Genomic DNA, 14308 nt, shown 5'->3' on the forward strand with positions numbered 1-14308 from the left:
ACATAACCTTAATTCCATTGAAATTAGCGGCTATTCCAAGGGTATCAACAATCTCTAAGGAAGATTTTTTAGAACAGTATTTTAAACCGCAGAAACCTGTGGTGATAGAACGCGCCATAGAAAATTGGCCGGCTTTTAAAAAATGGAACCTTGATTATATTCGGGAGGTTGCAGGAGATAAAACTGTTCCTCTTTATGATGATCGCCCGGTAAACCATGAAGATGGTTTTAATGAGCCGCATGCGCAAATGAAGATGTCCGAATACATTGATTTGCTAAAGGCCAAACCTACCAAATACCGAATCTTTCTTTGGAATGTACTAAAGGAAGTGCCTCAGCTTCAAAAGGATTACGAGTTTCCCGATTTTGGATTGACCTTAAAGAAAAAGTTGCCCATGCTCTTTTTTGGGGGGATGGACTCCTACACCTTTATGCATTATGATATAGATATGTCCAATATTTTCCATTTTCATTTTGAAGGAAAAAAGGAGTGTATCTTGTTTGCGCCTTCAGAGACTAAATATTTGTACAAGGTGCCCAATTCGCTTATCACCCATGAAAGCATAGATTTTGATAATCCGGACTTTAATAAGTGGCCCGCCTTGCAAAAGGCCAATGGTTATAAAACGGAATTGAATCATGGTGAGGTGCTATATATGCCCGAAGGATATTGGCATTATATGAAATACAAAACTCCCGGATTTTCTATGAGTCTAAGGTCTTGGCCAAAGAACCCCATAAATTTTGCCGAGGGGCTTTATAATGTTTTCATAATGCGTAATTTTGACATCTTAATGCGAAAAATACAAGGTCAGAAATGGATAGACCGAAAAAACCAAAAGGCCATAGAGCGAACCTCTAAAAGAGTGTCCAATTAATTTTTTCGAGCATCCATTTTTCATAAAAACACACTTTAAATGAAATTTTACATTCTATCAGTTTGCTTACTTCTTACAACTACTTTTCTATCGGCTCAGGCTTATGAGGGTAGGGATGATCAAAAGTTCCAGGTTGGGGCCAATTTTCAAGGCCATGGCACGGGAATTATGACCTCTTATGATTTTGGATTGGGTGAGAATATATCTATTGGCGCAACGGCAACCTATCTTTTGGGTATTGATGAGAGTGTTTCTGCCAGTACTTGGGAGCGTTTTGATACAAAGGCCCGTTTTAGTGCGCATTTAGGAAATATAGTGGGGCTTAGTGATGAGGTAGATATCTATCCGGGATTGGACCTGGGTCTTAAGAATTTTGGTTTTCATTTGGGTGCACGTTACTTTTTCTCGGACGGTCTGGGAATTTATACGGAATTAGGTTTTCCTATTGCCAAATATAAAATTGAGGATTTGGAACCTGCCGATAAGCTTCACAACCAATTCATGGTTAACATAGGGGCTGTTTTCAACTTTTTATAAAAGAATATAGTTTAGGGAACAAGCTCTTTTAGTTTTTCGTAGACCAAATGGCTTTCCCATCCCCTATATAAAAGATAGTCCGCTAATTTCTTCTTTCGTTTTAAGGGATTTTGTTCGGTAATCTGCTCCAGTCTTTTTAAGGCTAAGCTGTCCAGAGTTTTTAGATAGGCCTCGTCGTCTATTTCTTTTAGTGCTGTGGTAATATTGTATTTAGAGATATTGCGTTGCTTCAGCTCACTTACAATACGATTTCTGCCCCATTTTTTCATGGAGAACTTACCTCGGGCAAAACTTTGGGCAAAACGTTCTTCGTTCAAGAAGTTCTCATTGATCAAGTGAACTATAATTTGATCTATGGCCTCAGGAATCATTCGCATTTGCTTGAGTTTTGTAATCACCTCTTTGTGGCAGCGGTCTTGATAAGCGCAATACCCTTCTAGTTTTCTTTTGGCTTCTTCAATGGAATAGGCGCGTTGTTCATGCATATAAAAATTCTGGTTTTGCCAATGTATCTAGAAACAAAAATACAATTTGAAGTAGTAAGGAAGCTAACTTTGAATTTAAATATAAGGCATAAAAAAAGCGACCATCGTTGCCGAAGGTCGCTTTAAAAACTTTTAATATATGGTTTTACCGTCTTTATCTTTAAAACGGTATTCAAGATACGTATACGCATCCCTAGGTTGAATTTTAATCCATTTTTTGTGTTCTAAGAACCATTTAGAACGCATGGAAGGAAAGCCTTTAGTAATATAAGCCGCGATAAACGGATGAATGTTAAGTGTAATTCCGTTATCTTTTTTAGGGCCTTTCAACAACTTTTCAAGGTCGGCATTAATTTTGTCTATCAAGACTATTGGGGCTTCTATTTCTTTCCCATTACCATTCGGATTTTCCTCGGTGGTCTTGATGTTCATTTCGGGCCGTACCCGTTGTCTTGTAATCTGTATAAGTCCAAATTTACTAGGAGGTAATATTTTATGCTTGGCGCGGTCATCTTTCATTTCATCGCGAAGATGGTCAAAAAGTTTTTTCCTGTGCGGTGCTTTTACCATGTCAATAAAATCAACAACGATAATGCCTCCCATATCTCTCAAGCGCAATTGTCTGGCTATTTCAGAAGCTGCCAGAAGGTTTACCTCTAAAGCGGTATCTTCTTGGTTTTTGGCCTTGTTGGAACGGTTACCGCTGTTCACGTCTACAACGTGAAGTGCTTCGGTATGTTCAATAATAAGGTACGCACCTTTGCTCATGCTGGCGGTACGGCCAAAAGAAGTTTTTATCTGTCGCTCTATTCCATATTTTTCAAAAATAGGAACGGATGAATTATACAGTTTAACTATAGATTCCTTTCCAGGTGCAATTTCTAGCACATAATCTTTGATCTGATCATGAAGGGTTTCATCATCTACATGAATTCCAGTAAAGGAATCATTAAAAATATCCCTAAGGATAGACGATGCCCTGTTGAGCTCGACCAATACTTTTGAAGGCGTGTGGGCCTTGTACAATTTTTTACACATTGTTGACCATTTGGCCAACAAATTTTCTAGGTCTTTGTCTAGTTCCGCTACTTTTTTGCCTTCGGCCACTGTTCTTATAATGACGCCGAATCCTTTAGGTTTAATACTTCTTACCAGTATTTTTAACCTTTCTTTTTCTTCACTGCTTCCTATTTTTTGAGATACGGAAACACGATCGGAAAAAGGTACCATTACCAAATAACGCCCCGCAATGGAAAGTTCGGAGCTAATTCTAGGTCCTTTGGTAGAAATAGGTTCTTTAACGATTTGAACCAATAATGACTGGTTGGCTTTGATGACGTCTGTAATTACGCCATTCTTGTCAATGTCTTTTTCAAATGGAAAGTTGGCTAGTGAGTAATCCGTAATTTTATTGGTACTCACGCCTTTTATGAATTTAAGCATAGTGGCCAGTTGTGGGCCAAGGTCATGATAGTGCAGAAAAGCATCTTTTTCATAACCAACGTTTACAAAGGCGGCGTTTAGACCGGTAACCGGTTTACGAACCTTTGCCAAGAAAATATCACCAACGGAAAAATCGTTGTTGTCTTCTTCTTTATGCAATTCAGTGAGCTTTCCATCTTTTAGGAGTGCAAAATCGACGGCATCAGAACTAGATCGTACGATTAATTCTCTATTCACCTGAATGTATTTGTATTTGCCATTACTTAATTAATAAGTAGGCAAATAGATTAAACAATTATTAAAACGAATTACTGGAATTCGCCGAGATTTTCTGCAATCTCTATGTCAATGAACGTATGGGGTGAAAAAACAAGCGAAGGGGTTGAAAATTTCAACCCCTAGCAACTATTTTTTCTTGTGTCTGTTAGCTCTCCTACGCTTCTTGCGTTTGTGGGTAGCTACCTTATGTCTTTTTCTCTTCTTACCACTCGGCATAAAATTCTACTTTAAGTTAGTATATTTATTTTACTTGTACGTTGCTTTTGACACCTTCTACAAAAACCTTTGCAGGTTTGAATGCAGGAATATTGTGTGCCGGTATTTTAATTGTAGTGTTCTTGCTAATATTTCTTCCAGTTTTTTCGGCTCTAGTTTTAATAATAAAACTACCAAAACCGCGAAGGTACACATTATCACCACTTTCCAAAGAAGATTTCACCTCTTCCATAAAACTCTCAACTGTAGCCTGTACGTCTCCTTTTTCAATTCCCAGCTTGTCTGAGATTTTCGATACAATTTCTGCTTTCGTCATCTTTCGTGTTAAATTTTCAGTATAATTTTTTTGGGATGCAAATATATAAATTAAAATTAATCTTTTGTGCTAAAGGGTTAATTTTAAGTCGTTCACCATCACTTTTCAATTTATGGCTATTCTGGGTAATGTATATCCGTTTATAATCCGTTAATTTTGGCATGAACTAGCGGTAAAAATGATCTTTTCAGATAAAATCCTTACTTGGTACCAAGAAAATAAAAGAACCCTTCCATGGCGTGGAACCCGTGATCCGTATAAAATATGGCTTTCGGAGATCATGTTGCAGCAAACACGGGTGGTTCAAGGTACTCCGTACTACCTTAAGTTCATTAGCAATTACCCCAAAGTTCACGACTTGGCCAATGCTTCGGAAGAAGAAGTTTTAAAGCTTTGGCAGGGTTTGGGATACTATTCCAGGGCAAGAAACCTGCATGCTACGGCTAAGATGGTAGTTAATGAATATGGTGGTAATTTTCCTGATACCTATAAGGAGTTATTGTCTTTAAAAGGTGTGGGAGATTATACTGCAAGTGCCATTTCGTCTATATGTTTTGATAGGCCCGAACCAGTGGTAGATGGTAATGTTTACAGGGTATTGGCTCGGTATTTTGGTGTTGATTTGCCTATCAATAGCACGGAAGGTGTTAAATATTTCAAAAAGTTGGCCAGAGAGGTTATGGATACGGGTAATATTCGTGATTATAACCAAGGAATCATGGAGTTTGGTGCCATACAGTGCTCTCCTAAAAATCCCAATTGCAGCGTGTGTCCTTTAAATGAAAGTTGTGTTGCACTTCAAAATAACAAAGTAGACCAACTTCCAGTAAAGCTTAAAAAGACCAAGGTTCGGAACCGTTATTTTAACTATGTTGTTTTCATGTCCCAAGATGAAAAGACCATTCTAGAGCAGAGAAAGGGCAAGGGAATTTGGCAAAATCTTTGGCAATTTCCTCTTATTGAATCAGAGAAAGAGCTTTCAGATGAAGAGTTTTTGGTAAATGTAAAGGGTTTGGACTATGAGATCAGTATTGCTTCCATAAATAAGTTTAATGTCAGCCCTATTGTACATAAACTTTCCCATCAACATTTATATACAACGTTTTGGATTGTACAGGTCAAAAGTGATTTAAAGGAAGGTATTTCAATGGCAGCGGTACAAAAATACCCGGTTCCAGTATTAATAGCGGACTTTTTGAGGAAATTGTAAGCTCTATTACTAAAAGGAACCTTAGTGTTTTTTTATTTTCTTCAACTTTATCCGTAAATTATAAAAATCGTAACAGTAACACTTGATAGTGGAGGTTAAAAAACAAGTATATTTGTAGATTCAAACTTGCAAAAAAAAGTAGATTATGAGCGGTACATTAAATAAGGTAATGTTAATTGGCCATTTGGGCGATGAAGTAAAAATGCATTATTTTGAAAATGGAGGATGTATTGGCCGCTTTCCTATTGCTACTAACGAAACCTACACGAACAAGCAAACGGGAGAACGTGTTACCAATACGGATTGGCACAACGTAGTGGTGCGTAATAAAGCTGCTGAAATATGTGAAAAGTATTTAAGTAAAGGAGATAAGGTCTATGTAGAGGGGCGTTTAAAAAACCGCCAATGGCAAGGAGAAGACGGCAACACACGTTATAGTACCGAAGTGCATGTGCAGGACTTTACGTTTCTTACTACTAAGAAAGAGAATATGTCAAATCAGCAAGGAGGTGGGCAACAACCACAGCAAAACTCCGTTTCAAATACAGCAAGTAGTCCTAAGGCCGCGCCTTTAGTTCGGCCAGAGCAGGAAGATGACCTTCCTTTCTAAGAAAAAAGATGTATTTTTAGTAACAGCCTCTATAGATGCAATTAAAATATGAAGCAAGCGCACACAAACCATTGTAATTTTATAAAATCACCTAATGCCGGTGTATATCTAGAGCAAGGGTGTGGTGCGCAGTTATATTCACTAACCGCCTTTTATTACTAAATTTCTGACTGTTGGACCCTGACCCCCTTAGTTTAGTACCTTATTTTGTCACTTTTACAGGTGCTTTTGCATTTGAAATTACAATTCTAGTTGTACTATTAATGTCTTCTGCCCTCATTTCTGGTGCGGAGGTTGCTTTTTTTGGTCTTTCACCTACAGATGTAAATGAGATTTCGGAAAAGAAAAGTGTTCGCGGGAATATAATAGTTAAACTCTTGGATAGGCCCAAGAAGCTTTTGGCCACTATTCTTATTGCAAACAATGCCATTAATATTGGCGTTGTATTGCTCTTCAGTACTATTGGCAATTCACTTTTTGCGAATGTGGAATTAGAATGGGTCCGGTTTCTTTTGGAAGTAGTGGTCGCTACTTTTTTAATATTAATGTTCGGAGAAATATTGCCCAAAGTCTACGCGAACCGTAACAGAATAGCATTTGCCCATTTAATGTCTTATCCTCTAAATATTCTAGACTTTTTGTTCAGTCCGCTTAGCCTCCCCATGAGAGCGGGTACAATTTTTATGTATAACAAATTGGGCAAACAAAAATCCAATTTAAGTGTAGACCATCTCTCGCAGGCCTTGGAGTTAACGGCAGAAGGTGATACTACTAAGGAAGAACAGAAGATATTACAGGGAATAGTTACTTTTGGGAATACGGACACAAAGCAGGTCATGCGCCCCAGAATAGATATTTTTGCGGTTAGCGAGGATATGAAGTTTTTAGAGATACTGTCCGAAATAAAGACCCATGGCTATTCTAGGATTCCGGTTTTTTCGGAAAATATGGACAATGTTCTTGGTGTGCTCTACGTTAAGGATCTACTACCTTATATAGATAGGAAAACCTTTAATTGGATGACGCTTATTCGTGAACCTTATTTTGTTCCGGAAAACAAAAAACTAGATGATCTGTTATTAGAGTTTCAGGAGAAGAAGAACCATTTGGCCGTAGTTGTGGATGAATATGGGGGGACTTCGGGGATTGTAACTCTAGAGGATATTATAGAAGAAATAGTAGGCGATATAAGTGATGAGTTTGATGATGAAGACCTTGTGTTTTCAAAATTGGACGATTTTAATTTCGTTTTTGATGGTAAAACTGCCTTAAAGGATTTTTATCGAGTAGCCAAAATTGAGAATGAAACCGAATTTGAGGAACAAAAAGGAGAGTCTGAGACCATTGCAGGTTTTGTTCTTGAGATAGCCGGAAGTTTTCCTAAGAGAGGAGAGGTAATCTCGTTTAACGAATATCAATTTGTAGTAGAAAGCTCGGATAAAAAGAGGTTAAAACAAATAAAAATAACGTTGCCCCAAAATGTATAGATATCGTTTATTTCTTTTAATGTTGCTCGCATTGGTCATTGGATGTAAGGAGGAGGTTTTGCCCAAGCCCAAAGCTCAGTTGCGTTTGGAGTATGATGCTCCCCAGCAGGGAGAGTTGCAAACAGAGTATTTTATGTTCAGTTATAACACAAATGCGAAAATTAAAAGTAATACGGAGACTTCTTTAGTTTTAGATTACCCGGAAATGAAGGGCGAAATCTATATCAATTACAAAAAGGTGGATGACAATGTGGACAAATTGCTTTCTGACGCTCAAAAGTTGAGTTATGAACATTCCGTAAAAGCAGATGGTATTTTAGAGCAGCCTTTCGTTAATGAAAAGAACAACGTATATGGTATGTTCTATGAGGTTAGCGGAAATGCAGCTTCACAAGCTCAGTTTTATGTAACGGATAGCACTAAGAATTTTATTACCGGTGCGCTATATTTTTATACAAGGCCCAATTATGATTCCATATACCCTGCGGCTGCTTATCTTCAAAATGATATTAGAGGAATTATGGAGACTTTAAAATGGAAAAATTAGGTAGGGTCTGTATTTTTTAAACTTGTTGTGTTTATCTTAGGCAATTAAAATCTTCTTGAGATTTATATATTTAGCATAAATATGAAGTTAAGTTTGCTTTCATGAAAAATATTTAGCTTTTGTTGTCTTAAAATGACCGAAATAGAAGTTTATTATAATAAATTTGTATTATTATACTTACAAAATTCATAATTGTTTTAATAGGATCTAATGTCTTTACTCCAGATAATCCATCGACTAAAAGAAGTAAATAGTTTAACCAAGCATGAGCAATTGGTACATGGTGTTATCGAAGCTTTGGATTCGGGTGAAATTTCTGTTGGGGATAAGTTACCTTCCATAAACAAAATGGTATCTGATGTTGGCTACGCTAGAAAAACCATCGTTAAGGCATATGAAGAGTTAAAAGAGAGAGGATTAGTAGAGTCCAAAAAGCTCAAGGGTTATTTTATAATAAGTGATGAAACTAAAGTAACGCTTAGAATAGCCTTGCTTTTATTCTCCTTTCAGCGTTTTCAGGAAGATTTTTACAATACTTTTAGAAAGGAGTTAGGAAACCGCTATCAGATAGATGTCTTCTTTCATCATAATAATGTTTCTATTTTTGAAACCATCTTTAACAATATTCGTGGGAAGTATGGAATGTACGTGGTGGCTCCAATTCCCGATAAAGCCATTAGACCACTTCTTGAAACTATTGAGCCTCAGAAATTATTGATTGTTGACCGGTATTTACCCATGCCAGAAGAGTATTCTTATATTTCGCAAGAGTTTGAAGGAACTACTTTTGATAAATTGGTAGAACTGCTTCCGGAAATTAAAAAGTTCAAGAAAATAGTTCTTTTCTATGCGGAAAATAGAGATTATCCAAGAGGTATACTAATCGCATTCCATAGATTTATTGCCGATTATGGGTTGAATGGCGTTGTTGTAGAGGATTACATTGAAGGTTCCGTTGAAAAGGAAACAACCTATTTTTTCATAAACGATGCGTCTCTATGGGAATTGCTTAAAGATTGTCATACTAAGGGATTGTCAGTAGGTGAAGATGTTGGGGTGTTGTCCCACAATGATCATATAATCAAGGAAATTGTCTTTGACGGCATCACTACCATTTCCACAGATTTTAAGGATATGGCCACTTTAGCGGCTCAGCACGTAAAAAACAATGTTACTTCTCAGGTTATAGTTACATCAAAACTGTTCAAGCGTAATTCCTTGTAATACGACTGGAAGGTCCTGAGCCAAAATGCGCTGTGCTTTTTAGTTGTTTTTAGCAGTTGTAGTGCCCTTATTAACTGTTAATTTAAATACTTTAATTGAATCGTTGTTTTGACCGGCAAGAATCAATTTTTCTTTTGTGTTATCTTTTAGCTGTACTATTGAATTAGATTGGTTTGGAACGTAAAAACCCGAAGTTTTGCTCGGGATGGCTTGAAATTCTCCAGAGCCGTTTCCTTTTAGAAATATTCCTATATGAGCATCAAATCTTCCATAAAGAGATTCGGCCGTAAAATCGTTTCCTACTAACAAGGCATCTAAATTGCCATCCTTGTCAAAGTCTTGTATTTCTAGGTCATTAATGGGGGCAAGTTGACAAGACTCTGGAAGAGGTCTTACTTTAAAAGTCCCATTTCCTAGGTTTTCTATATAGCAACTTTCGAATATGGATGCCTTTAGCGTTTTCTTTGAGGTGTCGTTTATATCAAGTAGGTTTAGGAAATCAATTTGTGAAAATTCATCATAAGTTAGGTGGTCGTTCTTCAAGGCTACCAATTGTTGAATAATGTCATCACGGGTTTGTACAGGCATGAGTTTTTTGTCAGTATTGATTTGAAAGTATTTAGCCAAGATAGGGTCAATACTTCCATTGTTGTCAAAATCTCCTGTATATATATAAACAGGGTATTCTGCACTCGGTTGAACAAAACCGTTAGTGCCCTGGTTGCCCAGAAGGAAGTCTACATCTCCATCATTATCAAAATCGCCAGATTTTATGCAATTCCACCAACCTGATGTACTTGCACTAGCTTCATTTCCAATAATCCAATCAATTGGCATTGGAGTCAATTTTCCTTCATTATTTTTAAATATTGAGATTGGCATCCATTTTCCAACTACAATTAGATCGGGCCAGCTATCTCCATCAATATCCTCCCAAATGGCATCATTTACCATGCCTATGTTTTGTAATTCAGGAATGACCGCTTCTGTAAAATTACCCTCATGATTCATAAGAATCCTGCTTTGCGGAATTGAAGGATATTCTCTTGGAACAATTCCGGCGCCAATGAAAAAATCAATATCTCCATCATTGTCAAAATCAGCAGGTCTTACACAGCTAGTGCTTTCGTTAAATTCCGGTAGTGCCATGCTGTTTTTTTCAAAAGAACCGCTGCCATTATTTAAATAAATACGGTCTTGATATAAATTAGAATCTCTAACAAATTCGTTACTCCCACTTGCAACGTAAAGATCTAAATCATTATCACCATCAATATCAATGAAAACAGCATCTGTATCTTCATAATCTGCGTCTAGCTCTTGCTTTTGGACATATTTTCCTGAGACGTCTTGAAATAGAATTTGACCAGGTTGATTTTTTGAGCCACCAATAAAAATTTCATCTCCTATATTTCCATCTAAATTACCAACGGCTATTGATGGCCCTGTCTTTGAATATTGCTTCATTAATAGCCTTTGAAAAACATAATCGTTGGATTGATTCTCAATATGCTTGAAATTAAGTACTTCCTTTGTCTCAGTAAATAAATAGGATTTGGAGGGATTGGGTTTGGCATCTAGTTTCTGGTCTTCCTGATTTAATTCTATGACCTGGTTTGCCTTAATTTCCGTTAACAGTGTTAATCCGCCATTGGGCCAAATAACCCGTAGTGAATCTATGACAGATGATTTGGTGCCAAAATGTACAATTGGTTCTACTGATGACAAGTACCCTCTAACAACAGATTGATAATTGCTTTGTGCCTCACCATTGCTCCATAGAGTAATTTTAGCTCCAATAGCTTTTGGGTTCTGTGCCGTGCCTTTTAACTTTATTCTTAGATATTTATTTTTTTGATTTTCAGAGGCTTTATTCTCTATAAGAAACGCCTTTGCATTGATATTGTTGATTATAAGGTCTAAATCTCCATCTAAATCTAGATCTGCGTAGGCGGCTCCGTTGGATAACGATTTTTGTTTAGGGCTCCATACCTCGGAAACATTAGAGAATTTTAAACTCCCTTTATTCTCATAAATGAAATTATTTAACGCTACCTCAGGTAACCCTTTGACCATTTTTTTCAATTCCCTATCTCTTGTTTCGGGGGTTCCAAAGACATTATTAAGGTTGTTATAATTTATAAAATCTAAATCTGTTATGTCTTTCGTGTAACCATTAGTTATGTGGATATCCTTATCGCCATCATTATCTAAATCGATTATTAATGGTGACCAGCTCCAATCGGTACTGGATATTCCTGAAAAAAAAGCGATTTCACTAGCTTTTAATACCTTATCGTTAATTTTTCCATTATTGATTTGTAGCGTATTGTGCATATACTGCGAGGAGTAACCATTGGATAGTGAAAGAAGATATTTGTCATAATTCATTGCGCCTAGCATTTTTTTCTGTCTTTGATATTCGTTGGGTAACATATCCAAGGCCATAATATCAGGAAGCAAATCATTGTTTATGTCTGCAATATCCACCCCCATAGAATTATAGGTTTCATGGCTGAGATAGTGTTGGCTCGCCTCTTGGAATTTGCTAGAGCTGCTGCCTTCTATTTTTTGATTAAGGTATAGAAGGTCTTCAGTAATAAAATCATTTGTTACATATACATCGGGCAGATTATCATCGTTAAAATCATTTATGGTTACACCAAGACTGAAACCCTTTTTATTTATGCCAACTTCATCAGATACATTTACAAATACAGGGTGGTCAACATCTGGCAAAGATTCGTTTTTAAGCATATAATCTGAAAGATGCTCAGGTACATATCTTTTTGGCATTGGTGTGTTCTTGTCATATGATGTATTGCCATTATGAGCTACATAAACATCTAAATCTCCATCTTGGTCATAATCAAAAAATACAGATTGTTGGGCATAACGCCCATCATCTAGTCCATACTCTTCCGCTTGCTCTATGAATTTGGGAATGCCTTGAGAATTGGTTCCTTGGTTGATGAAAAGTAAATTGTTGCAGTTGTCTTTGCAGTTAGCTCCGCCCACGCTTAGGTAAATATCATCAAAACCATCTGAATTTAAGTCTACGATAGAAACACCTGTAACCCATGATGATGTAGTTAAATTGGCAATTTCAGAAACGTCTTTGAATTTAAGGTTTCCAAGGTTGAGATAGATTTTTGATGAGACTTGGTTTCCGGTAAAAACAATATCCGGTAGGCCATCCATATTAAAATCTCCGATTCCCACTCCACCGCCATTATAACAGTATTGAAAATCAATGATGTTTATGCTATCATTTTCTTGGATAGTGTTTGAGAAATGGATGTCAGAATGAGAAGAGTCTATAAATTTGAAAAGATATTTTTTTTCACCCTCACTACAACCTGAAAGTAGTATGAGCACACCAAGTGATATGTATAGAATTCTGGTCATTTTCTGCATTTTGAACCTAGTATTATTCGATAAAAGCCAAATGATTTAAATCACTTGGCTTTTCTAACTAAAACAACTCAAATTAACTCAAAGATATTCAATAACCAGGATTTTGCTTTAAATTTGAATTGGCATCAAGTTCTGAATTTGGAATCCAAATTAATTCATGTTTTCCCGTTTGGAAAGTTCCTCCTGATAGTGATTTTGGATGGGCTCCATGTAATGAGTTGGCGCCCAAATAATCGTCTGCTAAGTCCCAACGAACCAAATCAAAGAAACGGTGCCCTTCTCCGGCCAGTTCCATTGCTCTCTCGTTGATTATAGCATTTCTAAAGTCTGCTTGACCAATTCCGGGATTAGTATCTGAAATTAGCGGTAACTCAGCTCTTTCTCTAACCATATCTATATATTGAACGGCTTGAGTGGTTTGTCCATCTTCGTTCAATGCTTCTGCGAGCATCAATAATACGTCGGCATATCTCATAATACGCCAGTTGTTGCCTACATTTGTTCCCAGAAAATCTACATCAGCTCTTACGCCCAAATCCAGACCCGCATATTTTTTTGAGAAAATAGCTGGTAGACCAGCAGTCTCAGCAACTTCAATATCAGCAGCAAAATCTGTCAAAAAGTCTGTGCCGCCGTAGCCAGTTGAACCTGGGTAATCATAAGCCAAAGTCTCATTTCTTCTGACTACATCTCCTTCTGCTTCAAATAAATCCTTTAACCAAGGGTTCACAAGATGACCATTATCAGGCGATTTTGTTGGGGGGGCATAGTCAATATGATAGTTGCCCATGGTTCCTGTACCAGGAATATCCGTTCCCCATACAAATGTGTCTTGCCCTAAAAATTGCAATTCAAATATAGACTCCTCATTATTTTCGTTGGTAGTCGTAAAGTTGTCACTATAATTCTCTGAAGGTAACAAACTGTATTTGCCAACCAGAGTACTTAACGTTTGGTGTGCATTGGTCCAGTCTTTCATGTACAGATAGCTTTTGCCTTTAAAGGCTGTGGCGGAACCTGAAGTGGGTCTTCCTAAGTTTGAACCTTCCCATGAGTCGGGTAACATTGTTTCAGCCATTTCAAAATCTTCTATAATTTGCTTCCAAATAGCATCAACACTTGCCTGCTCTACGGCCAAATTATCTAAATCTGGTAAATCTGTAATTAGAGGTACGCTGCCATATAAGTTAACCAAGTACCAATAACTGAAACCTCGTAAAAAATAGGCTTGGCCCACTAGGTTATTTCTAGTTGTGGTATCTGGAATTCCTTCTTCAGAGGTGTTGATAATTATATTGTTGCTACGGGCAATAGATTTATATAGCTGTTGCCAAGGTTCGGTAGCCCATCTATCACCAGGGTTTCCCTGAAAAGTAGACATTGCCGTATTGGATCCGAAAGGGAAGACATTAAATTCATCTGATCGTAACATTGCCCCTGTATGGATAATACGCCCCCAAAAAAAGGTGTTGGTGAGTGGATGAAATGCACCGTTTACTGCGGCTTCTACCTGTGATACAGATGTGCCGAAATTAGACGTAGAGGTTGCATTGTTATTTGATTGCTCTAATAATTCATCCGAACATGCACCTATAATTAATGCTGCGGTGAGCACTAAACTAATGGATTGTATATTTATTTTATTTTTCATTTTTGTCA

The 14308-nt window shown here is 37.1% G+C and carries 12 protein-coding genes; 7 read left to right on the forward strand and 5 right to left on the reverse strand.

Features of this window, described 5'->3' with window-relative positions:
* Window positions 1-17 precede the first annotated feature (17 nt).
* The gene (locus tag KO513_RS12790) at window positions 18-878 is read left to right on the forward strand and encodes a cupin-like domain-containing protein (protein WP_215913685.1); all 861 of its coding nucleotides are present in this window, start codon (window positions 18-20) and stop codon (window positions 876-878) included.
* 39 nt (window positions 879-917) lie between these two features.
* Window positions 918-1415, forward strand: a complete 498-nt coding sequence (locus KO513_RS12795) for a DUF6646 family protein (protein WP_215913686.1) — start codon at window positions 918-920, stop codon at window positions 1413-1415.
* An 11-nt stretch (window positions 1416-1426) separates the two neighbouring features.
* Here the strand turns inward: KO513_RS12795 and KO513_RS12800 are convergent, their stop codons facing one another.
* The 3 genes from KO513_RS12800 to KO513_RS12810 form a co-directional block, all read right to left on the reverse strand.
* Window positions 1427-1900: a regulatory protein RecX gene (locus KO513_RS12800; RefSeq protein ID WP_215913687.1), complete on the reverse strand. Its 474-nt coding sequence runs from the start codon at window positions 1898-1900 to the stop codon at window positions 1427-1429.
* Between the two features lie 132 nt (window positions 1901-2032).
* A complete protein-coding gene (locus tag KO513_RS12805) occupies window positions 2033-3580 on the reverse strand; it encodes an Rne/Rng family ribonuclease (protein WP_215437429.1) in 1548 nt (515 codons plus the stop codon).
* Window positions 3581-3863: 283 nt separating this feature from the next.
* Window positions 3864-4154: an HU family DNA-binding protein gene (locus KO513_RS12810; RefSeq protein ID WP_038236075.1), complete on the reverse strand. Its 291-nt coding sequence runs from the start codon at window positions 4152-4154 to the stop codon at window positions 3864-3866.
* Window positions 4155-4332: 178 nt separating this feature from the next.
* On the opposite strand from KO513_RS12810, the gene mutY reads away from it, so the two are divergent.
* The 5 genes from mutY to KO513_RS12835 all read left to right on the forward strand — a co-directional run bounded on the left by mutY (window position 4333) and on the right by KO513_RS12835 (window position 9232).
* Window positions 4333-5364: an A/G-specific adenine glycosylase gene (mutY, locus tag KO513_RS12815; protein ID WP_215913688.1), complete on the forward strand. Its 1032-nt coding sequence runs from the start codon at window positions 4333-4335 to the stop codon at window positions 5362-5364.
* Between the two features lie 145 nt (window positions 5365-5509).
* Complete coding sequence (locus KO513_RS12820; RefSeq protein ID WP_215913689.1) at window positions 5510-5974, forward strand: single-stranded DNA-binding protein; 465 nt, start codon at window positions 5510-5512, stop codon at window positions 5972-5974.
* Window positions 5975-6147: 173 nt separating this feature from the next.
* Entirely contained in the window at window positions 6148-7461 is a 1314-nt protein-coding gene (locus KO513_RS12825; protein WP_215913690.1) for a gliding motility-associated protein GldE, read from the forward strand.
* The gene (gene gldD, locus KO513_RS12830; RefSeq protein WP_215913691.1) at window positions 7454-8008 is read left to right on the forward strand and encodes a gliding motility lipoprotein GldD; all 555 of its coding nucleotides are present in this window, start codon (window positions 7454-7456) and stop codon (window positions 8006-8008) included. The genes KO513_RS12825 and gldD overlap by 8 nt, the downstream gene beginning before the upstream one ends.
* Window positions 8009-8218: 210 nt before the next feature.
* Window positions 8219-9232 carry a GntR family transcriptional regulator gene (locus KO513_RS12835; RefSeq protein WP_215913692.1) on the forward strand — a complete coding sequence of 338 codons (1014 nt, stop codon included), beginning with the start codon at window positions 8219-8221 and terminating at the stop codon, window positions 9230-9232.
* Window positions 9233-9271: 39 nt separating this feature from the next.
* Here KO513_RS12835 and KO513_RS12840 read toward each other — a convergent pair whose 3' ends face one another.
* A complete protein-coding gene (locus KO513_RS12840) occupies window positions 9272-12640 on the reverse strand; it encodes a VCBS repeat-containing protein (protein ID WP_215913693.1) in 3369 nt (1122 codons plus the stop codon).
* Between the two features lie 97 nt (window positions 12641-12737).
* Complete coding sequence (locus KO513_RS12845) at window positions 12738-14300, reverse strand: RagB/SusD family nutrient uptake outer membrane protein (RefSeq protein WP_215913694.1); 1563 nt, start codon at window positions 14298-14300, stop codon at window positions 12738-12740.
* Between the last annotated feature and the right edge of the window lie 8 nt (window positions 14301-14308).

The sequence above is a fragment of the Zobellia sp. B3R18 genome (genome assembly GCF_018860715.1).
In the GTDB taxonomy this organism is placed as follows: Bacteria; Bacteroidota; Bacteroidia; order Flavobacteriales; family Flavobacteriaceae; genus Zobellia; species Zobellia russellii.